Annotated in this window: 19 protein-coding genes; 10 read left to right on the top strand and 9 right to left on the bottom strand. The window is 67.9% G+C overall.

The features are described from left to right. The first annotated feature begins 152 nt into the window (after window positions 1-152). Both PWS46_RS27850 and PWS46_RS27845 read left to right on the top strand, forming a co-directional pair. Window positions 153-722 (top strand): hypothetical protein, encoded by a 570-nt coding sequence (locus PWS46_RS27850; RefSeq protein ID WP_434624640.1) that lies wholly within the window; start codon window positions 153-155, stop codon window positions 720-722. 452 nt (window positions 723-1,174) lie between these two features. After that, entirely contained in the window at window positions 1,175-1,516 is a 342-nt protein-coding gene (locus PWS46_RS27845) for a hypothetical protein (RefSeq protein ID WP_434624638.1), read from the top strand. 163 nt (window positions 1,517-1,679) lie between these two features. On the opposite strand, the gene PWS46_RS27840 is transcribed toward PWS46_RS27845, so the two are convergent. Next, window positions 1,680-2,048 (bottom strand): DUF427 domain-containing protein, encoded by a 369-nt coding sequence (locus PWS46_RS27840; RefSeq protein WP_434624636.1) that lies wholly within the window; start codon window positions 2,046-2,048, stop codon window positions 1,680-1,682. 136 nt (window positions 2,049-2,184) lie between these two features. Between PWS46_RS27840 and PWS46_RS27835 the strand changes: the two genes are divergently transcribed. Next, window positions 2,185-2,817: a 3'-5' exonuclease gene (locus tag PWS46_RS27835; protein ID WP_149273481.1), complete on the top strand. Its 633-nt coding sequence runs from the start codon at window positions 2,185-2,187 to the stop codon at window positions 2,815-2,817. Window positions 2,818-2,828: 11 nt separating this feature from the next. On the opposite strand, the gene PWS46_RS27830 is transcribed toward PWS46_RS27835, so the two are convergent. The 5 genes from PWS46_RS27830 to PWS46_RS27810 form a co-directional block, all read right to left on the bottom strand. Continuing rightward, window positions 2,829-5,681, bottom strand: coding sequence for a bifunctional diguanylate cyclase/phosphodiesterase (locus tag PWS46_RS27830; RefSeq protein ID WP_434624633.1), 2,853 nt, complete (start codon window positions 5,679-5,681; stop codon window positions 2,829-2,831). Next, window positions 5,681-6,187: a hypothetical protein gene (locus PWS46_RS27825; protein WP_434624631.1), complete on the bottom strand. Its 507-nt coding sequence runs from the start codon at window positions 6,185-6,187 to the stop codon at window positions 5,681-5,683. Before PWS46_RS27825 ends, PWS46_RS27830 begins: the two co-directional genes overlap by 1 nt. Before the next feature lie 123 nt (window positions 6,188-6,310). Next, entirely contained in the window at window positions 6,311-8,074 is a 1,764-nt protein-coding gene (locus tag PWS46_RS27820) for a methyl-accepting chemotaxis protein (protein ID WP_434624629.1), read from the bottom strand. A gap of 162 nt (window positions 8,075-8,236) precedes the next feature. Beyond that, window positions 8,237-9,148, bottom strand: coding sequence for a ribose-phosphate diphosphokinase (prs, locus tag PWS46_RS27815; RefSeq protein ID WP_434624628.1), 912 nt, complete (start codon window positions 9,146-9,148; stop codon window positions 8,237-8,239). A 289-nt stretch (window positions 9,149-9,437) separates the two neighbouring features. Continuing rightward, a complete protein-coding gene (locus tag PWS46_RS27810) occupies window positions 9,438-9,947 on the bottom strand; it encodes a hypothetical protein (protein WP_434624626.1) in 510 nt (169 codons plus the stop codon). Window positions 9,948-10,100: 153 nt separating this feature from the next. Between PWS46_RS27810 and corA the strand changes: the two genes are divergently transcribed. Further along, window positions 10,101-11,114: a magnesium/cobalt transporter CorA gene (corA, locus tag PWS46_RS27805; protein WP_434624624.1), complete on the top strand. Its 1,014-nt coding sequence runs from the start codon at window positions 10,101-10,103 to the stop codon at window positions 11,112-11,114. 63 nt (window positions 11,115-11,177) lie between these two features. Further along, complete coding sequence (locus PWS46_RS27800) at window positions 11,178-11,594, top strand: hypothetical protein (RefSeq protein WP_434624622.1); 417 nt, start codon at window positions 11,178-11,180, stop codon at window positions 11,592-11,594. A gap of 292 nt (window positions 11,595-11,886) precedes the next feature. On the opposite strand, the gene PWS46_RS27795 is transcribed toward PWS46_RS27800, so the two are convergent. From PWS46_RS27795 to PWS46_RS27785, 3 genes are all read right to left on the bottom strand, one after another. Then, a complete protein-coding gene (locus tag PWS46_RS27795) occupies window positions 11,887-12,969 on the bottom strand; it encodes a LysM peptidoglycan-binding domain-containing protein (RefSeq protein WP_434624621.1) in 1,083 nt (360 codons plus the stop codon). A gap of 331 nt (window positions 12,970-13,300) precedes the next feature. After that, window positions 13,301-14,182 (bottom strand): c-type cytochrome, encoded by an 882-nt coding sequence (locus tag PWS46_RS27790; RefSeq protein WP_434624620.1) that lies wholly within the window; start codon window positions 14,180-14,182, stop codon window positions 13,301-13,303. A gap of 3 nt (window positions 14,183-14,185) precedes the next feature. Beyond that, entirely contained in the window at window positions 14,186-14,671 is a 486-nt protein-coding gene (locus PWS46_RS27785; protein WP_434624618.1) for a c-type cytochrome, read from the bottom strand. Window positions 14,672-14,817: 146 nt separating this feature from the next. Between PWS46_RS27785 and PWS46_RS27780 the strand changes: the two genes are divergently transcribed. The 5 genes from PWS46_RS27780 (at window position 14,818) to PWS46_RS27760 (ending at window position 19,993) form a co-directional block, all read left to right on the top strand. Beyond that, window positions 14,818-15,402 (top strand): TIGR00730 family Rossman fold protein, encoded by a 585-nt coding sequence (locus PWS46_RS27780; RefSeq protein WP_434624616.1) that lies wholly within the window; start codon window positions 14,818-14,820, stop codon window positions 15,400-15,402. Between the two features lie 135 nt (window positions 15,403-15,537). Further along, on the top strand, window positions 15,538-17,043 hold the full coding sequence (locus PWS46_RS27775) for a replicative DNA helicase (protein WP_434624614.1): 1,506 nt from the start codon (window positions 15,538-15,540) through the stop codon (window positions 17,041-17,043). 5 nt (window positions 17,044-17,048) lie between these two features. Beyond that, the gene (gene alr, locus PWS46_RS27770) at window positions 17,049-18,167 is read left to right on the top strand and encodes an alanine racemase (RefSeq protein WP_434624612.1); all 1,119 of its coding nucleotides are present in this window, start codon (window positions 17,049-17,051) and stop codon (window positions 18,165-18,167) included. A gap of 262 nt (window positions 18,168-18,429) precedes the next feature. Then, window positions 18,430-19,206: an MlaE family ABC transporter permease gene (locus tag PWS46_RS27765; RefSeq protein WP_085090859.1), complete on the top strand. Its 777-nt coding sequence runs from the start codon at window positions 18,430-18,432 to the stop codon at window positions 19,204-19,206. Between the two features lie 10 nt (window positions 19,207-19,216). After that, on the top strand, window positions 19,217-19,993 hold the full coding sequence (locus tag PWS46_RS27760; protein WP_434624610.1) for an ABC transporter ATP-binding protein: 777 nt from the start codon (window positions 19,217-19,219) through the stop codon (window positions 19,991-19,993). Window positions 19,994-20,006: the final 13 nt, after the last annotated feature.

Below are 20,006 nucleotides of genomic sequence, written 5' to 3'. Positions count from 1 at the left end.
GAACGACGTTCGCGGGGAATCGAGTCGTGCATTGAGGAGTGCGCGAACTGTGACGATCCGACTCTTGTCTCGCGTGTATTGCCCCGCCATGCTGCTCCTCAGTTACATGGCAGAGAATAGCTTGTCGAACGACAAGCCCTTTTGAGGCTGAGATGGCAGACAAAGGTAGTCACGAGGTCCGCAACGGAACCATAGCAACGGTTGTCGGTGGCATCATCCTGGCTGCGGTTGCGTGGGTGTCCGAGAGTGTGTGGAACATGGCCGTGGACGCACTCCGCTGGCTGTGGAGCGTCGTGGTGGCTGGCTATGTTTGGCTGGGGCGGGACTATGCCGTGCCGGCGTGGCTGCTGGTGACCATCGCCCCCTTGGCCTTAGCCGAGGTGATCCGTTTTGGGCTCAAGCTGCGGCCGAAACGCGGCCCGACATACAAGGATTACACGGAAGATCGGCTGTTCGGGGCTGTGTGGCGTTGGCAATGGGCGGGTGAGAACCTGTCACGGCTTTGGGCATTCTGCCCATCCTGTGACGGTGAACTCGTCTATGACGACAGCACCTGTCACCGCTTGGTCTATACCGACTATGATCCACCATGTGCGACAGAGTTCAGTTGCGAAAGCTGTGGTGGTTTAGTCAGAGCCAAGTTCGATGGGGATAAGAATTCTGCGTTGGGAAGAGTAGAGCGCGAGATCCGTCGTCGCCTACGGGTCGGTGAAAAGCCGTGAGGGTGTGATCGCTATGGAGATCAAAATCACCACCGCGCTGTTGCCCTGTCCGCCGTTTTGCCCCTATGGTTGGGCGAGGCCGTCGGGGCGCGTGTGCTAGACGCGCCCGTCAGGTCCGGCCTTACAGCAGCAGGTCGAGGATTGCCTTGACCAGCTGCAGAGCAAGGACCAGGAACTTGAGGATTTCGAGAAGCATCCTCACTCTCCCAGCCTGGTTGAATATGTGAAGGGGGCGGGTGCAACCGCTCCCTTCACAAGCTCACGTTAAGCAGCGCGCATGGCGCGCGCAAGCGATTCCCTGGGCGTAGTGTTAGGCAAGCAAAAAATCTTTTAAAACCAATGGCTTGCGCGTGGTGAAGTTGCCACGGTGCCCCGATGGTGCCCGGCGTTGAGGAGGTTGTGAGCCGGGTGTGGCGCTTGATCACCGCCCCCTATGTTCTACACTCGTTCTTATGCCGGAAAGCAATCGCCCGTCGGTTCAGCCAACCTATGGCGACCACTCCCTCGCCTGGTGGAAGCGCCGGGGCTGCCGGCATGTCGAGATCTGGTGTGTGGGGTCGCGCTGCACCCATCGCACCGCCATTCCCATCGACAGGATGATCGCCCTCGCCGGGCCCGGCGCCGCCCTGGTGGCGGTGGCGCGGCGGGCTCGCTGCACCGCCTGCGGCCGCAAGGGCTGCCATGTCGCGCCCGAACGCCCACCCGCCTTCGGCACCCCCGGCTATCATGAGTGGATGCGCGAGGAGATGATCCGCAGTCAGGCTTGGCTGATATGGGCGCGTGAACAGTTCTAGCAGGGCAGGAACACGTTGAAGCCGAACCACTTGGGGGATAGGGCGCCGGTGATGTCGGCGCGCCCGGCCGTTCGCCTCCGAATGTCCGCTTCGGGTCAGAAGCAGACACAGTTGGCATAGCGAACAGAGCCGCACCGCATGCGGAGCCTTCCGCCGGCTGGCGCTATGGGACCGCGTACTCTTCGATGCAATCGACGCGTTCCGGATAAAACGCCAAATGGTCGCGGATGGCTGCCACGGCGGGATAGGGAGTCTCGTAGGTCCAGACAGCGTTGACCGCGACGCGGTCACCCACGCGCAGGCTGTAGTAAGCGGCATCCCCCTTGTAAGGGCAATGCGTCGAGTGCGCCGTGCGCTCGAAGGCCGTCATGTCGGCATCCGCGCGGGGAATATAGTGGACCATGGGCAAATTCGCCTCGGTCAGCGTCAGGGCGCGTGCCGTTTCGGCGACGACCCGGCCGGCGAAGACGACACGGATCCGATTCGGGTTGGGGATGATCGTGATGGGATGCTCGGGGCCGGGAATTTTCACAGCGATACTCCTTGCTCGCCAGCGGTCGCGCCGGTCATGGCGCTTGCGCCATGCTACTCTGGGCGGTGTGACGGAGCGTTGTCCTCGTTTCACATCCGTGCCACAGGTGGCTCCACCGAAGAAAGATTGGATCTCAATGAGCATGCAGCCATGGGAAGGGCGTGACCGGCTGGTCGCAATCGACATAGAGACGACCGGACGGCGCCTGCCGAGCCTCCAGGACATCCGTAAGGCGCCCAAGGGCCTGCGTCAGCCCGGCATCATCATCGAGATCGGGTGTCTCGAACTCATCCGCGAGGGCGATGGCTGGAGGAAAGCGCGCAGTTGGGAGTCGCGGGTCAACCCCGACGCCCCCCTCCATCCCGACGCCATCAAGGTGCACGGCATCAAGCCCGCCGACCTGAAGACGGCGCCCCGCTTTCCCGAAGTCGCCGACGCGCTTCTCGCCTTTCTGGGCGAGGATCTTCTGGTGGCCCATGCCTATGAGAACGAGATGGACTTCCTGAACTACGAGTTCGCGCGCTGCGGACGCGCCGCATGGGGTGCCGACACCTTCCCGGCCGACCGGTTCATCTGCACCAAGGAGATGTCGCACGAGGCCTTCCCCGGCGCTTCCGGCTCGCTCGATGCGCTGTGCGACCGGCTGTGGCTCGACCGGAGCGATCGCTTCGCCCACCATGGCGCGCTGCTCGACGCAGACCTGACGGCCGATGCCTTCGTCAAGATGGCGTTGGGAGATACCGGCCCGCGCGACGCCGTGTATGAGTGAGGCACGGCGCCCTATTCCGCCGACACTGGCTGCACGGGGGGCTGCACGGCCGTCATCTTCTCCAGCAGCCGCTCCACCTCCTCGACCGGGATGGGGCGGCTGAACAGGAAGCCCTGGTAGCTTTCGCAGGCGAGGTCGCGCAGCAGTTGCAGCTGTTCCTGCGTCTCCACCCCCTCGGCGATCACCGACAGGCCCAGGCTGCGGCCCAGGCCGACGATGGCGCGGGGGACGGAGGCGTCGCTGGCGCCGGTCGACAGGTCGTGGATGAAGGAACGGTCGATCTTCAGCTTGTCGATCGGCAGACGGTGCAGATAGCTGAGGCTGGAATAGCCGGTGCCGAAATCGTCCAGCGCGATCAGCACGCCGCGCTGCTTCAAGGCCGCCAGGGTCGCCGCCGCCGATTCGACGTCGTCGATCAGCGTGCTTTCCGTCACCTCGATCTCCAGCTCCGGGCCGCTCAGGCCGTTGGCGTCCAGCGCGCGGGCGACCTTGGCCGGCAGCTGGCCGTCGCGGAACTGGGCGCCGGAGACGTTGACCGCAACCGGGATCGACAGGTCGAACCGCGCGCGCCAGCGCCGGATCTGGGCGCAGGCCTCGAACAGCACCCAGTCGCCCATTGCCAGGACCAGACCGGTCTCCTCCGCCACCGGCAGGAAACGGCCGGGCAGGATCAGCCCCTCGTCGGGGTGGCGCCAGCGGATCAGCGCCTCCAGCCCGACGATGCGCCCGGTCAGGGTGTCGACCTGCGGCTGGTAGACCAGGAACAGCTGGCCGTCGCGGATCGCCTGGCGCAGGCTGCCCTCCAGGTCCATGCGCTCGCGCGATCTGGCGCCCATCTCCCTGGTGACGAAGCGGAAGCCGTTCCGGCCCTGCTCCTTGGCATGGTACATGGCGATGTCGGCGCAGCGGATCAGGCCTTCGGGATCCTCGGCGTCGTCGGGATAGAGGCTGATGCCGATGCTGGGCGTCACCACGAAATTCTGGCCGCCGACGGTGAAGGGGCTGGCCAGATGCGCCACCACCTTCTCCGCCACGCGGGCGGCGTCGTTCGGCTCCGCCACCCGGCGGACGACGATCAGGAACTCGTCGCCGCCCAGCCGGCCGACGGTGTCGGATTCGCGCAGGCCCGCCTGCAGCCGGCGCGCCACCGAGCGCAGCACCTCGTCGCCGAAGCTGTGGCCCAAACTGTCGTTGATGACCTTGAAGCGGTCGAGGTCGATGAACAGAACCGCCACCTTGCTGCCGTCGCGCCGCCCCTCGCGCAGGGCCTGGGCGATGCGGTCGTACAGCAGGACGCGGTTGGGCAGGCCGGTCAGCGCGTCGAAATGGGCCAGATACTGGATGTGCTGCTCGGCCCGGCGCTTCTCGCCGATGTCCTCGGCGAAGGCCAGGACGAATTTCTGCGCGCCCCCGGCGATGACCGGCTGGAAATGCAGGCTGAAATGGCTGCGCCGGCCGCCCAGCAGCAGGGGCTGGTCGGATTCGAGCTTGCCGCTCTCCCCCTGCAGCGCCGCCTCCAGCGCGAAGACCGACGCCTGATCGCCGAAGCGCAAGCGCAGGTCGGTGCCGAGCAGTTCCTGCCGGGGCAGGCCGGCGGCGGCGGCGAAGGCCGGGTTGCAGTCCAGCACCAGACCGTCGGTGCCGACCAGCGCGATCCCCAGCGGCGCCTGGGTGAACAGCTGTTGCCGTTCCGCCTCCTGCAGGCGGAGCGAGGCCGTCATCTCGCCGGCCAGATCCACCGCGCGGGAGTGGGTGACCAGCATCATGCGCAAAAACAGCGACAAAGCGAGGCTGAGGGCCAGCCCGCCGGCCAGCAGCGCGCCGGGCACCCAGTCATCCGCGGTGATCTGCCCGTCGGGCAGGCTGTCGTAACGGACGGTCCACAGCCGCCCGCCGACCGGCAGTTCCCGCGTCAGGCTGAGGACGGGCGTGGCGTCCAGCGGGCGGCGGCTGCGGTACAGCGGGAATTCGGCCTCGGCCGCCGGCAGGTCGTAGATCTCGATGCCGGCGTCCTGGCGGTTCGGGTCGATCAACCCGTCCACCAGCGGGCCGATCCTGACCGGGGTCAGCACCACGCCGGTGAAGGACGCGCGCCGCGCCTCCAGCGACGGCGGCAGCGGGTCGCCGCGGTATGTGGCCTGATAGAGGATGAAGGCGGGGCCGGCCCCGGCGGCCTCGTCGATCTTCAGGGTGATGGCGCGGGTGGCGGTGGGCTCCCCGCTGTCGCGCGCCCGTTCGATGGTGGAACGGCGCATCGCCTCCGACATCATGTCGAAGCCGATGGCCCGCGCGTTCCCTTCATTGACCGGGGCGGTGAAGATGTTGACCACGCGCTCCGATCCCGCCCCTGCCCCCGCCCCTGCCCCCGCCGTCTCCGGCCAGATGCGGAAGTCCGACAGGCCGGCCGCCCGCATCGACGCCACCAGATCGCCGGCCCGGTCGGCCCTGACCGCGCGGGCATAGGCGATGGAGATGATGCCGGGATAGCGCTGCGGCATGTCCAGCGCCTCGACGAAGCGGTTCCACTGCGTCCAGTGCAGGTCGGGGAAGGTCATCGCCAGCGAGGCGGCGCTGCGCGCCACCTGTTCGTACACCCCCAGGCGGTCGGCGAGCTGGCCGTGGATTTCCTCGACCCTTGCGGCGAAGCGATGCTCCTCTTCACTGCGCAGCAGGCGGCCGGAGTGGAGCATGGCCAGCATGGACAGCCCCGCACCGGCAATCAAAACCAGAACGGGAACGGTTACCGGCAAGTTCAGATTGCGAAGGATGCGGCGGAAGGACGGTTCCGAACCGGCGGCCGGCGGGTTTTCCGCAAGAGGATCCCGTTTGGGATCGGCCTTGGGATCGGCTGCCGGCTCCGGCATCAGAACTCCTCTAGGATCTTCGGACTGGTCAGCAGCAGCTGTTCGATCATGCCCAGGATCTGCTCGATCTTGCTGCGGGTGGCGTCCAGTTCGTCGGCCATCTTGTCGTCGATGCCAGCTTCCATCAGCATGGTGTCGAAGGTGTGCAGCGTTTCGTTGAAGGCCTTCTGCTCCGCCACCAGCACGTCGAAGGCGCCGAGCGAGGCGGTCAGCGCCAGCGGCGGGTCGCTGACGAAGGAATGGCTGATGTCGGTGAAGATGGCGATGGCGCTCAGCTTCTGCCGGGTCACCCATTGCGGGAAGTTCGGCGGCAGCTCCTTCCCGGCGGGCTCCAGCCGTTCCTGGATCGAGAAGATCAGCCCCTGGATGTCCAGATAGGCCGCCCGGATCTCGCGGAATCGCGGAAAGGTCTTGGGCTTTCCGGCGGCGCGCAGGCGGCCCAGGGCGGCGATGTCCTCGGTCAGCTTGCGGGCCATCCGAAGCACGACGTCCGTCACCTTCGACATCACACGCCTCCGCTCAACGGACTGCCCCCACGCATGCCAACACCGGTCCGCCCCCCTTGGCGGCTGCCCCGCCAGACTACACCAGTTTCCTCCCCGATCGTTAGTGTTACCCGCCGGCCCCGGTCAGAAGCCCACCGCCGCGGCCGGCGTCGCACCGCCGGCCAGCCCCGCCCTGTCGAGTTCGTCGAGCAGGGCGATCACCTCCTGGGAGGCGCGCTCCACCTCCGCCACCCCGGCCAGCGCGCGGTCCATGTCGCCGTCGGCGAAGGCGCGGGCGGCGGCCTTGCCGTGGTCATGGACCCGGCGGTGCGGCGCCTCCAGCCGGACGAAGGCGGAATGGGCGCGGTAGGCCATCGACGACGGGCCGTAATACCACTTGCCCAGCCGGCAGGCCTCATGGCTCGCCAGTTCGTCGGGGCGCAGGGTCTCCAGCCCGACCAGCATGTCGGCCAGCCGCTTCTTCCAGATGACGTGGTCGACCTTGGCGATCTTGACGATCTTGCCGGGGATGTCCTGTTCCATCAGCTGTTTCAGCTGGTTGCCCAGCAGCGTCTCCACGCCGCGCGTCGCCTGGACGCTGCGCAGGATGGCGGCGCTGTTCGACGCGCTGCTCTCGGCGATGCGGGCGGTGCCCGAGGCCACCTGGTTGGCGGCGGCGGACTGCTGGGTCAGGATGCTGGCGATGTCGGACATGCGCTGTTCGGTGCGGCCGATATGGTCGCCGATGTCGCTCATCCGCTCGCTGACCGCGCGGATCGCCGCCTGCCCGGCGGCGACGGCACGGGTGCCGTCCTCCATCGAGGCGACGATGGCGCCCATCTCCGCCTTCAGGGAATCGATGCGCAGGCGGATGTCCTCGGTCGCGCGGGCGGTCTGGTTGGACAGGCTCTTCACCTCGCTCGCCACCACGGCAAAGCCCTTGCCGGCCTCCCCGGCGCGGGCCGCCTCGATGGTGGCGTTGAGGGCGAGAAGGTTGGTCTGCTTGGCGATCGCCTCGATGGTGGAGACGATCTCCGCGATGCGTTCGGAGGCGACCGACAGTTCGCCGACCCGCATCGCCGCCCCTTCCACCGCGCCGGCGATCTGTTCCATGCGGGCGACCGCCTCATGCACCGTGCGGCCGCCGTCGGCGGTCACCGTCTGCGCCTGCCCGGCCAGGGCGGCGACGTCGCGGCTGCGCGCCCAGATCTCCTGGATGCCGGTCACCGTCTCCTCGGTCGCGGCGGCGATGCCCTGGGATTCGTGATCGACCGCGCGCAGTTGGCCGACCATCTGGGCGTTGGCGACCGCGGCGTCGTTGATCGCCATCGCCACCTCGATGGTCCGGTCCATCAGCGACGACGCGAAGTCGCCCAGCGCGCGGTCGCAGCCCCGCCCGCCCGCACCCGCCGCCGGCAGGCCGTAACCCGCGAGCGTCCGGTCCATGTCGAACGACACGGCGCGGGCCACCGCCGCCGCCGCGCGCCGCGCCGTGGCCGGGCGCCAGCGCAGCGCCCCCTGGACCAGCGCCAGCAGGTCGCTGAGCACCACGCCATAGGCGCCGATGTACCAGGAGGACTCCAGACCGATGCGGCTGTGCGCCTCCCCGGCGGCGCGGCAGCGCGCCTCATGCTCGGGCGAGCCGGCATCCTGGAACATCTGGCGCCAGTGATCGGCCTGCCGGCGCTTCAGCCCGGACAGATCGCCGTGGGCCTCCAGCAGAGCGCGGGTTTCCGGCCAGCGTGACAGGTGGGCATAGAAGCGCTCCGACAGGTCCGGCAGGCTGCGGTCGATCAGCCGCCCCATGCTGGCCAGAAGCCCGCGCTCCTCCGCCTCGAGCCCGAAGAAGCCCGCATCGGCCCCCATCCGCCCGTCCGCCCGGCCACCCGTCCGCCCATCGCCCGCCATGTCGCTCACCCAATACAGATGATGCGGCGCACAATCAGTGGGACGCCGCATTGGATTAGCGACAGTTATATAAAAATTGTCATAAAAGGCAACCCGCCCTCGGTTGTGAATCCGCCGAAGACTGGCAAAAGGGCGGGCATAATGGTCGCACCCGCTCTTCTTTCATTCGCTTACGAATGACTTGATGGCGTCTGCGATCAGTCCGCCGAGGGACAGGGCATTGGACGGATGCGGCACGCCGTCGCAGGACAGCGGGCGACCGAGACCTTCCGCGGCGAAGCGTTCGGCGACGATGTCGCTGAACAGGGCATGGACGCCATAGACCTGCACCCGCTCCGCCCCCAGCACCCGCGCCGCGCGGGCGCAGGAGAAGATCGTCTCGCCGGAGCTGATGACGTCGTCGACGATCACCACCGGCCGGCCATGAATCGGCGCGTCGGGAGGAAGCGCCACCGTCACGTCGCGGTCGCCGCGCCGCTCCTTGCGGCCGACGATGCCGGTGAGGCCGAGCGGCCCGGCCACCGCCTCCACCAGCGGGGCGGATTCCTCGTCGGGACCGATGATGACGGTGCCGGGGGCCACGCCAGACTCCCGCAGATGAACGGCGATGGGTGCGGCGCCGCTCAGCGCGATGGACGGGCGGCCGACGAACACCTCGTCAAGCGTGTGGGTACGGTGCAGATGCGGCTCGACGCAGACGAAACGGTCGAAGCAGCGGCCGAGCCATTCGCCGACCACCGTCTGGCTGACCGGCTCGCCCGGCCTGAAGACGGCGTCCTGGCGCATGTAGGCCATGTAGGGCGCCACCAGACAGAGGTCGGTCGCCCCCTGGCGCCGCAGGACCGAGGCGGCGAGCGTCAGCTCCACCAGCTTGTCGTTCGGGCGGTCGAGCGAGCGGTAGACGATGGCGCGCTCCACCGGCTCCGGCAGGCGGACGAGGCTCTCGCCGTCGGGGAAGCGGTGCAGCTCGGCGATGTGGCAGGGAATTTCCAGCACCTGGGCCAGACGGCGCGCGGCATCGGCCGATTCCGGAAAGCCGTAGACGGCCGTGTAAATGCCCGTATCGCGGGCCATGCCCCATCTCCCTCACCACCTTGGACGGCGGCAAGCTTGGCGCAGGCGACATGGGCGGGTCAATCTTGGCGAAAGGCGGCATGGCCATAGGCGGACAGGCCGAAACCCGGGGCTGTTGAAGCTCCCCTCTCCCGCCCCGGGAGAGGGAAGGGGCCCGCCGCGAAGCGGTGGGAAGGGTGAGGGGTGAACCAAGCAACCATGCGGTTCGGGTTTCTTGCCTCACCCCTCACCCTCCCCACTTCGTGGGTCCCCTCACTCTCCCGGGACGGGAGAGGGCATTTCAGCCGCCTTATGCCTCGGGCCGCTTGTCCTCCTCCGCCTCGTCGGCTTCGGAGACCCGGGGGTCGACGTGGATGCTCTCGGCCTTGCGCGCCAGCCATTGGAAGGCGCCCAGCCCGACCACCAGCAGCGTGACCACCCCCAGCAGCATCACCGGATAGACGATGCCGGAGATCTCGGTGGTGCGGGCCTCGAACACCAGGACCAGCCCTTCCAGGCTGGCGGCGATGATGATCGTGGTCAGGAACTTGGTCAGGGTGCGGCGGGCCTCGTCGGCGCGGCGCAGCTCGCGTTCGCGGACGATCTCCTCCTCGTAGAGATACTTGGCGATCTCGAAGACGGCGATGGCCAGCACGATCATCCCCACCCCCTCCAGCATGGCCGAGGTCAGGAGGGCACTGTCCAGCGCCACCATCCCTTCGAACACCGTCAGGGCGGACAGGCCGATGAACAGCAGGGAGAACAGGCTGAGCGTCACCGCCGCCAACAGATACATCCCGCGCGCCGCCGACTGGAACATCGCCCTTCCCCCCACTTCCGAAGCTGGTCCTTGGCAGCAACAACGCATGAGGCGGCCGGTCAGCCCGAGCGGCGGCGCCGGATCCGTCGACGCTGCCGGGGAACCTCTTTAGAGTGACGCCGACCTGCCGCCTCCCGACCGGTTTTCACTTTCATGACCCTGCCGCCGGAACCCACCAATCCACAGACCGCCGCCCACACCGGGGTGGTGGCGAGCGCCGCCTATTGCGAGGGCCGGCGCATCGCCGACGTGCCCATCGCGGAGGCCGGCGCCTGGGCCGCGAAAGACGGGCATTTCGTCTGGATCGGGCTGTGGGAGCCGGACGAGGCGCTGCTGATGGAGGTGAAGCAGCAGTTCGGCCTGCATGAACTGGCGGTGGAGGACGCGCTGCACGCCCACCAGCGGCCGAAGGTGGACATCTATGGCGACAGCCTGTTCATGGTCCTGCGCACCGCCCGGCTGGAAAAGGGCGAGCTGGTGCTGGGCGAGACCCATGTCTTCGCCGGCCGCGGCTATGTCGTCACCGTTCGGCACGGCGCCTCGACCAGCTATTCGCCGGTGCGGGCGCGGGCGGAAAGCGCGCCGCATCTGCTGAAGCATGGCGAGGACTTCATCGTCTACACCATCATGGATTATGTGGTGGACTGTTACTTCCCGGTGGTGGACCAGATGGCCGCCACGGCGGACGAGCTGGACGCGCTGCTGATCGCCCGCCCGCCCAGCATGGCGGAGATCGAGTGCATCCACCAGCTGCGCCGCGATCTGGAGCGGCTGCGCCGCAACGCCTCTCCCCTGCTGGAGGTGTGTTCGCGGCTGGAGCGCTTCGACCTGCCGATGATCGACCCGGCGATCCGCCCCTATTACCGCGACGTGCAGGACCATGTGATCCGCGTCAACGAGCAGATCGGCTCGCTGCGCGAGGTGCTGTCCTTCGCCTTTGAAACCAGTATGATCCTGGCGTCGGCGCGGCAGAACGACGTGACGCGAAAGCTGGCCGCCTGGGCCGCCATCCTCGCCGTTCCGACGGCCGTCGCCGGCCTGTACGGCATGAACTTCGAGCATATGCCGGAGCTTCACTGGCGCTACGGCTACCCGGCGGTGCTGGTGGTGATCGTCGCGGTCTGCGCCGCGCTGTATGTCCGCTTCCGGCGGATGGGGTGGCTGTGACGGACGGGATTTCGGGTCGGGGTTTTCGGGCCGACCTTTCTGGTTTGAACTTTGGTGACGGACATGACCGACGCGACGAACACGCTGCACGCCCTGCTGGACGCCTATCTGCGCTGCCCGGTGGAGGCCGCGCGCACGGAACTGGAACAGGCGCTCCGCAGCTATCAGACCGATTGGATCCGTGCCCGCGCCGGGTCGGACGCCACGCCGGTGCCGGCGGCCGGGGCGGAGGAGGCCCCGGCGCCCGTCAAAAAGGCGATCGTGCCCAAGCCGCGCTTCCCCATCGCCTCGGCCGACCTTGAGGTCTTGAAGCGTCTGGCCGACGGCTGGCCCGGAACCACCGCCGACGTGTTGCGCTGGGCGTGGTTCGAGAACCGCGAACTGGTGGCGCTGGACCCGAACCCGGCCGGCGAGGGGCCGGAGGTGCTGCGCCTCACCCCGCTCGGCTGGGCCGCCATCGGACGGATGCCGGAGGATTGAGGGGCAGTGGGATATTATGAGTGCTGCTGAGAGACGCTTGAGGTTTGAACCGCTTTGCACCCGGTTTCAATGCCGCGCGTCCCTCGGCCGTCATTCCCGCCTTCGCGCATAGGCGCAAACTTTCAGGCTTCTGCCCTCTCCCCAATGGGCCGGCACCTCTCTCGGCGTCATCCCCGCGAAGGCGGGGATCCAGGAAGCTCCGCAATGAAGCGGTTGAAACGGCTGGATTCCCGCCTTCGCGGGAATGACGGCCGAATAGATGCAAAACTCACGGCAGCTGAAGGGGCTATCCTCAGTTCACCTGCGGCAGGGAGAAGATCTGGCCGGGATAGATCAGGTCCGGGTTGCGGATCTGCTCTCGGTTGGCGGTGTAGATGGTGGTGTAGAGCATGCCGTCGCCATAGGTGCGGCGGGCCAGACGCCACAGGCTGTTGCCGGGCTGGACGACGATGTTGCGGTCGTCGGTGGCCGAAGCCGGCATGGCGGAGACCTGCACCGGCAGCTCCGCCCGCGCCACCACCTTGCCGCCCTGGGTGACCTGATCGGCGCGCAGGGTGTAGACGCCGGGATCGATCAGCTTTTCCGGAGTCAGGCGCCAGTTGCCCTTCGGGTCGGTGTGGGCGCTGCCGACCAGGATGTTGTCGAGATAGAGCTGAACCGCGCTGTTGGGCGCCGCCCGTCCGCCCAGCGCCACCCGGCCGGCGGGATCATAGTCCATCGTCTCCACCGACACGCCGCCCGGCGGGGCCGGCGCGCCATTGTCCGGCACCGGCGGCGCCTGCAGCACCGAACTGCCGCCCATGGTCGGCGGAGCGCCGGCCAGCCCGTCGCGCGGCACCGCCACCGCGACCGGCGCGGTCGGGGCCGAGGCGTTTTGCGCTGCCGATTCGGCGGGCTTCGGCGCCGGGTCGGGCACCATCACCACGACCACCTTGTCGGCGGGGACCGGGGTTTCGGTGCCGGGACGGGTCTCCGTCAGGTTGAGTTCGCGGGTTCCCGGCGGCAGCGGCTTGTCGGGCAGCATCACCCATTCGCCGCGCTGGTCGGCCTTGGCCGACGCGACCGGGCTGCCGCCGTCGGTGACCGTCACCTCGGAGCCGGGTGCGGCGCGGCCGGCCATCACCGTCGCGCCGTCGGGCGCCACCCGCACCACGTCGAAGCTGGGAGCCGCGGATTTGGCCGGTTCCGGCGCCTGGGCGGCCTTGGGCGTATCGGTTCTGGCCGGAGCGGCGGTCTGTACCGGTGCCATCGGAGCCGCTGCCGTGGGAGCCGGGGCCGACGCCAGTTTCGCCGTCTCCTCCGCCGGCTTGGCCCCCGGCCACAGGGCGACCGCCGCCGCTCCCCCCATCAGAGCCACGCCCAAAGCTGCGAACAACGCGTTTCGTTTCACCTGAGCACCCATCCGGCGGCCCACCACAATGGCAGGATGACTGACTATAGCAGAAGGACAGGTCGCAAAAGAATGGCGCCGTTGGAGCGGACCCATCCGCCAAACGGGCTCGATTGCCCCATAGGATCATGAATCCATGGCGATCGGTGCCAGCCTTGATGTTCGATTGCTCTCGAAGCCACGCACGTCCCTTATCGACCGTCATTCCCGCGAAGGCGGGAATCCAGTGTTTCCCAAGCGAAACCAATGGTTAAGCCTGGATCCCCGCCTTCGCGGGGATGACGGCCGATAATCACTCGTATGAATTCACGGTCTCTCACTCCTTGGCCGGCACCGTCTTCAGATAGGCGGCGATGGCGGCGCGGTCTTCGGCCGTCAGCTTTGAGGTGGTGTTGCGCACGACCTCGCCCATCGCGCCGCCGGCGACGTCGCCTTCCGGGGTCAGGCCGGTCTCCAGGAACAGCGTCAGGTCGCCGTCAGACCAGCCGCCGATCCCGCCCTTGCCCTTGGCACCGGTGATGCCCGGCACCTTGTCGCCGTCCGGCCCGTCCGGATTGCCGGCCAGATAGCGGTCGGAGTCGAGCCCGCCCAGCAGGGTGCGCGGGCTGTGGCACTCGGCGCAATGGCCCAGCGCATCGACCAGATAGCGCCCGCGGTTCCAGGCCGGCGGCTTGGCCGGGTCGTCGGGCACCGGGCCGGGGGTCAGGTACAGCCACTGCCAGACCGGCAGCAGGAAGCGCCAGGAAAAGGGCGGCGTCAGGTCGTGCGGCTTGTTGGGCGCCGCCACCGCCGGCCGGCTGAACAGATAGGCCTTCAGGTCCAGCAGGTCGCGGTCGGTCATCCGCGTGTAGCTGGCATAGGGGAAGGCCGGAAACAGATGGGCGCCGTCGGGCCCCACGCCTTCGCGCAGCGCGCGGATGAAGTCGGCGTCGCTCCAGCGGCCGATGCCATGCACCGGGTCCGGCGTGATGTTGGGGGTGTGGAAGGTGCCGAAGGGCGTCGCCAGCGCCCGCCCGCCGGCCAGCGGCTGGCCACCGCCCTTGTCATCGGTGTGGCAACCGAGGCAGCCGGCGGCGTTGAAGATGTAGGCGCCCCGCTGGACGGCATCGCCTGCGGAAGCTTCGCCGGCGGCACGCGCCGAGCCGCCCGCGACGGCGAGCGGCAGCAGCACGGACAGGGCGGTCAGGAGGCGCCGCACCGGTCAGTTCTTCTTGACGCGGAAGTCCTCGTGGCAGCTCCCGCAGGTCTTGGAGGTGGCGCCCAGCGCCTGGACGATCTGCGCGCGGTCGCCGCTCTTCAGGGCGGCGTTCAGCTTCTCGGCCGCCGGCTCGACGGCGCCCCAGTATTTCTGCGCCTCGTCCCAGTTCTTCCACAGCTCCGGCTTGGCGGCGCTGTCGGCGACACCGACGGCGGTGCCTTCGGGGAAGAGCTTCTTCGGGTCCATCTTGGACACCGCCAGCACGGCTTCCGCCCCCTTGGCCGCGTCCTCGGCGGTGGCGCCCTCGTTCTTCACGAACTTGGCGACCGCGCCCATGCCGCCGCCCATCTTCTTCATGGTCTGCTGCCGGTCCTTCACCTGCTCCGCCGGATCGGCGGCGCCGGCGCTCTGCGCCGACATGCCGAACAGCGTGAACATCAGACCGGCGACGGATGCCGCCGCAAGGACATTGACGACCCGGTTGCTCATGTGGTCCCTCCCGATGATGCCGTGGTTCTTAACGGTGCCTGTGCCGCTGTTGACGCGCCGCCCTCGCCCGATATTCCATGGCATTCGCCAGATTTTTTACGGCCCCGACCCCGATGGGTGACGGTGGCGAGAAAGGTTGACCCGCGATGAAGAGCCTGTCGTCCGTCTGCGTCTATTGCGGTGCGTCCAGCCGCGTCGCCGATGTTCACAAGGAAGCCGCCCATGCGCTGGGCGACGGGCTGGCCCGCCGCGGCATCCGCATGGTCTATGGCGGCGGCCGGGTCGGGCTGATGGGCATCGCCGCCGACGCCGCCATCGCCGCCGGCGGCGAGGTGGTCGGCATCATCCCCGAACACATCCAGTCGGCGGAGATCGAGCACACCGGCCTGACCGAACTGCATGTCGTCGACAGCATGCACACCCGCAAGCGCATGATGGTGGAGCGGTCGGACGCCTTCGTCATCCTGCCGGGCGGGCTGGGCACGCTGGACGAGGCCTTCGAGATCCTGACCTGGAAGCAGCTGCAGCTGCACGACAAGCCGATCGTCATCGCCGACGTCGACGGCTACTGGCGCCCGCTGCTCGGGCTGATCGACCACATGGTCGCCCAGGGCTTCGCCCGCATCGACCGCTCCGCCCTCTACCGCGTCGCCGACCACATCGACGGCGTGTTCCAGGCGCTGGGCGCGATGCCCGACGCGGCACATCCGGACCAGCCCAGGAAGATGTAGGGCCTGAGCTTCAAAGCCCCGCCGCGGTTATCCCCGGACTTCCCAGCCTGTGGATAACTTCTGTGCACAGCTTTTGTGGAGGGTCACCCACCCTTCGCCGAGCGTTCCCGTTCTGTTTCTGCTATTGTGTCCTCCATGAGCAACCAGACCTCATCGCTGTTCGATCCCCGCCCGTCCTCCGCGGTCAAGCCGACGGCCGAATACCGCACGCCCCCCAACAACGAGGAGGCGGAGCAGGCGCTGCTGGGCGCGATCCTGGTCAACAACAAGGCCTATGAGAAGGTCGGCGAGTTCCTGCGGCCGGAGCATTTCTACGACCCGGCCCACCAGCGCATCTTCGCCGCCATCACCAAGATGATCGACCGCGGCCAGATCGCGAACCCGGTCACCCTGAAGTCCCTGTTCGACAACGATCCCGAACTGGCGGTGGAAGGCGGCAGCGCCTATCTGGCCGAGCTGGCCGCCAACGTCGTCACGGTGGTCAATGCCGGCGACTACGGCAAGACCATCCACGACCTGTTCATCCGCCGGCAGCTGATCGAGGTCGGCACCGACATGGTGAACGAGGCGTACCGCCACGACCTCGACATCACCGCGCTCGACCAGATCGGCGAGGCGGAGAAGCAGCTGTTCGACCTCGCCTCCACCGGCGACGTGCAGGGCGGCTTCGTGGCCTTCGGCGAGTCGGTCAAGCACGCCATCATGACGGCGGAGGTGGCCTTCCGCCGCTCCAGCCACGTCACCGGCGTCACCACCGGCCTGATCGACATCGACCGCAAGCTGGGCGGCCTGCACCCGTCGGACCTGATCATCCTCGCCGGGCGTCCGTCGATGGGCAAGACGGCGCTGGCGACCAACATCGCCTTCAACGCCGCCAAGGCGCACATGCGCTCATCGGGCCAAGAAGGCGGCGTCGTCGGCTTCTTCTCGCTGGAAATGTCGGCGGAACAGCTCGCCACCCGTATCCTCGCCGACGAGGTGCAGGTGCCGGGCGACAAGATCCGCCGCGGCGAGATCCGCGACACCGACTTCCCGAAATTCGTCCAGGCCAGCCAGGATCTGGCGCGCTGCCCCTTCTATGTCGACGACACCCCGGCCCTGTCGGTCGCCGCCGTGCGCACCCGCTGCCGCCGGCTGAAGCGGACCTCGGGACTCAGCATGGTGGTGGTCGACTATCTCCAGCTGCTGCGCGGCTCGTCGTCGCGCGGGTCGGAGAACCGGGTGCAGGAAATCTCGGAGATCACCCGCGGCCTGAAGGCCATCGCCAAGGAGCTGGACGTGCCGGTGGTGGCGCTGTCGCAGCTGAGCCGCGCGGTGGAGCTGCGCGAGGACAAGCGTCCGCAGCTGGCCGACCTTCGCGAGTCGGGCTCGATCGAGCAGGACGCCGACGTCGTGATGTTCGTCTTCCGCGAACAGTATTATCTTGAGCGCGCCGAGCCCTCGCGCCGGCCCGACGAGAGCGACGACAAGTTCAACGACCGCTACCAGCGCTGGCAGCAGCGCCTTGGCGAGGTGCACAACACCGCCGAGGTGATCATCGCCAAGCAGCGTCACGGTCCGATCGGCACCGTCCGCCTCTACTTCGACGGCCAGTTCACCAAGTTCGGCGATCTCGACCAGCACCACCAGACCGACGAGTGACCAGAGTGACGAGCGACCTGAACCCGCGCGCCGGCGCCATCCTAACCGTGGATCTCGGCGCCGTCGTCGCCAACTGGACCCAGTTGCGCGACCGCGTCGCCCCGGCGGAATGCTCCGCCGTGGTCAAGGCCGACGCCTATGGGCTGGGGGTGGCGCGCGTCGTCCCGGCGCTGGCGGCGGCGGGCTGCCGGACCTTCGTCGTCGCCCAGTTCGAGGAAGCGCTGGCCGTCCGCCGCGCGCTGGAGCCGGTCGCTCCGGAGGCGCAGGTCTTCTCGCTGGGCGGCCTGCCGGCCGGCTGCGAGGGGGAGTTCATCGCCAACCGCATCCTGCCGGTGCTGAACCATCTCGGCGAGATCGCGGCGTGGCGGGCCTTCGCCCAGTCTCGCGGGGAGGTTCTGCCGGCGGTGGTCCACATCGACACCGGCATGAACCGGCTGGGCCTCGGTCCCGACGAGCTGGACACGCTGGCGGCGGAGCCGGCACGGCTTGAGGGGATCGACGTCCGTTATTGGATGACGCACCTCGCCTGCGCCGACGAGTTCGACAGCCCGATGACCGGGGAGCAGTTGGAACGGTTCCGCGCGGCGCTGGCCCGGCTGCCGAAGGCGAAGGCCAGCTTCGCCAACTCGTCCGGCATCTTCCACGGCAAGGACCATCATTTCGACCTCGCCCGGCCGGGCTGCGCGCTCTACGGCGTCAACCCGACGCCGCATCTGCCGAATCCGATGCGGGATACGGTGCGGTTGGACGCCAAGCTGCTGCAGGTGCGCAACTGCGCGCCGCCGATGACGGTCGGCTACGGCGCCGCCCACAAGGTCACCGGCCCGGCGCGGATCGCCACCATCGGCGTCGGCTATGCCGATGGCTATGCGCGTACACTCGGCGGCAAGGGACACATCTTCGTCGATGGCGTCGCCGCCCCCATCGTCGGCCGCATCTCCATGGATCTCATCACCATCGACGTCACCGGCCTGCCGGAGTCGGTTGCCCATGCCGGCCGGCTGGTCGAGCTGATCGGGCCGAACCGCCCGGTCGATCAGGTCGCGGCGGAGGGCGGGACCATCGGCTACGAGATCCTGACCTCGCTCGGCCGGCGCTATCACCGGGTTTATGTGGGTGGGTAATCCCCCAGTCCCCTCTCCCCCCCGGGGAGAGGGTCAGGGTGAGGGGGATGCGTGGCGAGGATTTCCCGCGAAGGCACGCAGTGCATCCCCCTCACCCTCCCCACTTCGTGGGTCCCCTCCCTCTCCCCGGGGGAGAGAGGGCAAGATCCCCGCGACGACCAACTCGCCCCACCCCTGCAAAGTCCAAGGATGACCTAGGCGCTCATCGGTGCTATGACCGCATCGCCCAAACGAGTCTCTAACCAAGGATGCGGGCCGACTGATGGGTTTCCTCGCCGCTACCGGCCGGGCCTTCCTGATCTTCCTGGAAGCGACCGGACGCCTTGCCCTGTTCACCGGATCCGCCCTGTCGCACTGCGTGCGTCCGCCGCTCTATCCACGGCAGATCCTGCGGCAGATGATCGACATCGGCTATTACTCGCTGCCGGTGGTCGGGCTGACGGCGCTGTTCACCGGCATGGTGCTGGCGTTGCAGAGCTACAGCGGCTTCTCCCGCTTCCAGGCGGAGGGGGCCATCGCCACCGTCGTCGTGCTGTCGATCACGCGCGAACTTGGCCCGGTGCTGGCCGGCCTGATGGTCGCGGGCCGCATCGGCGCCGCCATGGCGGCAGAGATCGGCACCATGCGGGTGACCGAGCAGATCGACGCGCTGTCGACCCTGTCGACCAACCCGCACAAGTATCTGGTGGCGCCGCGGCTGATCGCCGGCCTGACCATGGTGCCGCTGCTGGTGATCGTCGCCGACATCATCGGCGTGTTCGGCGGCTTCCTGGTCGGCGTGTACCGGCTGGACTTCAACGCCGCCAGCTACATCAACCGCACCTGGGAATTCCTGGAACCGCTGGACGTGATCTCCGGTCTGGTGAAGGCGGCGATCTTCGGCTTCCTGATCGCGCTGATGGGCTGTTACCACGGTTACCACTCCAAGGGCGGCGCCCAGGGCGTCGGTGCCGCGACCACCAACGCGGTGGTGTCGGCCTCGATCATGATCCTGGTGTGGAACTACCTGATCACCGGCCTCTTCTTCTCGACCAAGTGAGCGCCAGTTCATGACCACCGTCCCCAAGATCGCGCTCAAGAACGTCTACAAGCATTTCGGCCCGAAGAAGGTGCTGAACGGCATCGATCTGGAGGTGGCGAAGGGCGAATCGCTGGTCGTCATCGGCGGCTCGGGCACCGGCAAGTCGGTGATGCTGAAGAGCGTCCTCGGCCTGCTGACGCCGGATTCCGGCTCGATCCAGGTCGACGGCGTGGAGACGACCCGGCTGCGCTCGCGCGAGCGGGAGAAGCTGCTGCACAAGTTCGGCATGCTGTTCCAGGGCGCCGCCCTGTTCGACAGCCTGCCGGTCTGGGAAAACGTCGCCTTCGGCCTGATCCAGGGCGAGCATATGCCGCGGTCCCAGGCCAAGGAGATCGCCATCGCCAAGCTGGGCGCGGTCGGGCTCACCCCCGACGTGGCGGAACTGTCGCCGTCGGAGCTGTCAGGCGGCATGCAGAAGCGCGTCGGCCTTGCCCGCGCCATCGCCGACGAGCCGGAGATCATCTTCTTCGACGAGCCGACGACCGGCCTCGACCCGATCATGGCCGACGTCATCAACGAGCTGATCGTGCAGTGCGTGAAGGACCTCGGCGCCACTGCGGTCACCATCACCCACGACATGGCGTCGGCCCGGAAGATCGCCGACCGCATCGCCATGATCTACCAGGGCCGCATCATCTGGACCGGCCACGCCCGCGACATCGACAATTCGGGCAACCCGTATGTCGACCAGTTCGTCCATGGCCGGGCGGACGGGCCGATCAAGATGCAGATCAAGGCGCTCTGACCGGAACATAGCT

Source organism: Azospirillum sp. B2RO_4 (genome assembly GCF_051124815.1).
GTDB lineage: Bacteria > Pseudomonadota > Alphaproteobacteria > Azospirillales > Azospirillaceae > Azospirillum.
This window is presented reverse-complemented; position numbering and strand designations above follow the sequence as displayed.

Excerpts from the sequence above, each read along its gene's own strand:
- PWS46_RS27765 (WP_085090859.1), top strand. The coding sequence starts at position 18,430 with ATGGGTTTCCTCGCCGCTACCGGCCGGGCCTTCCTGATCTTCCTGGAA.
- PWS46_RS27760 (WP_434624610.1), top strand. The coding sequence starts at position 19,217 with ATGACCACCGTCCCCAAGATCGCGCTCAAGAACGTCTACAAGCATTTC.
- PWS46_RS27820 (WP_434624629.1), bottom strand. The coding sequence starts at position 8,074 with ATGGCGGGCGATGGGCGGACGGGTGGCCGGGCGGACGGGCGGATGGGG.
- PWS46_RS27830 (WP_434624633.1), bottom strand. The coding sequence starts at position 5,681 with ATGCCGGAGCCGGCAGCCGATCCCAAGGCCGATCCCAAACGGGATCCT.
- PWS46_RS27810 (WP_434624626.1), bottom strand. The coding sequence starts at position 9,947 with ATGTTCCAGTCGGCGGCGCGCGGGATGTATCTGTTGGCGGCGGTGACG.
- PWS46_RS27835 (WP_149273481.1), top strand. The coding sequence starts at position 2,185 with ATGAGCATGCAGCCATGGGAAGGGCGTGACCGGCTGGTCGCAATCGAC.
- PWS46_RS27850 (WP_434624640.1), top strand. The coding sequence starts at position 153 with ATGGCAGACAAAGGTAGTCACGAGGTCCGCAACGGAACCATAGCAACG.
- prs (WP_434624628.1), bottom strand. The coding sequence starts at position 9,148 with ATGGCCCGCGATACGGGCATTTACACGGCCGTCTACGGCTTTCCGGAA.
- PWS46_RS27780 (WP_434624616.1), top strand. The coding sequence starts at position 14,818 with ATGAAGAGCCTGTCGTCCGTCTGCGTCTATTGCGGTGCGTCCAGCCGC.
- PWS46_RS27775 (WP_434624614.1), top strand. The coding sequence starts at position 15,538 with ATGAGCAACCAGACCTCATCGCTGTTCGATCCCCGCCCGTCCTCCGCG.
- corA (WP_434624624.1), top strand. The coding sequence starts at position 10,101 with ATGACCCTGCCGCCGGAACCCACCAATCCACAGACCGCCGCCCACACC.
- PWS46_RS27825 (WP_434624631.1), bottom strand. The coding sequence starts at position 6,187 with ATGTCGAAGGTGACGGACGTCGTGCTTCGGATGGCCCGCAAGCTGACC.
- PWS46_RS27845 (WP_434624638.1), top strand. The coding sequence starts at position 1,175 with ATGCCGGAAAGCAATCGCCCGTCGGTTCAGCCAACCTATGGCGACCAC.
- PWS46_RS27800 (WP_434624622.1), top strand. The coding sequence starts at position 11,178 with ATGACCGACGCGACGAACACGCTGCACGCCCTGCTGGACGCCTATCTG.
- PWS46_RS27785 (WP_434624618.1), bottom strand. The coding sequence starts at position 14,671 with ATGAGCAACCGGGTCGTCAATGTCCTTGCGGCGGCATCCGTCGCCGGT.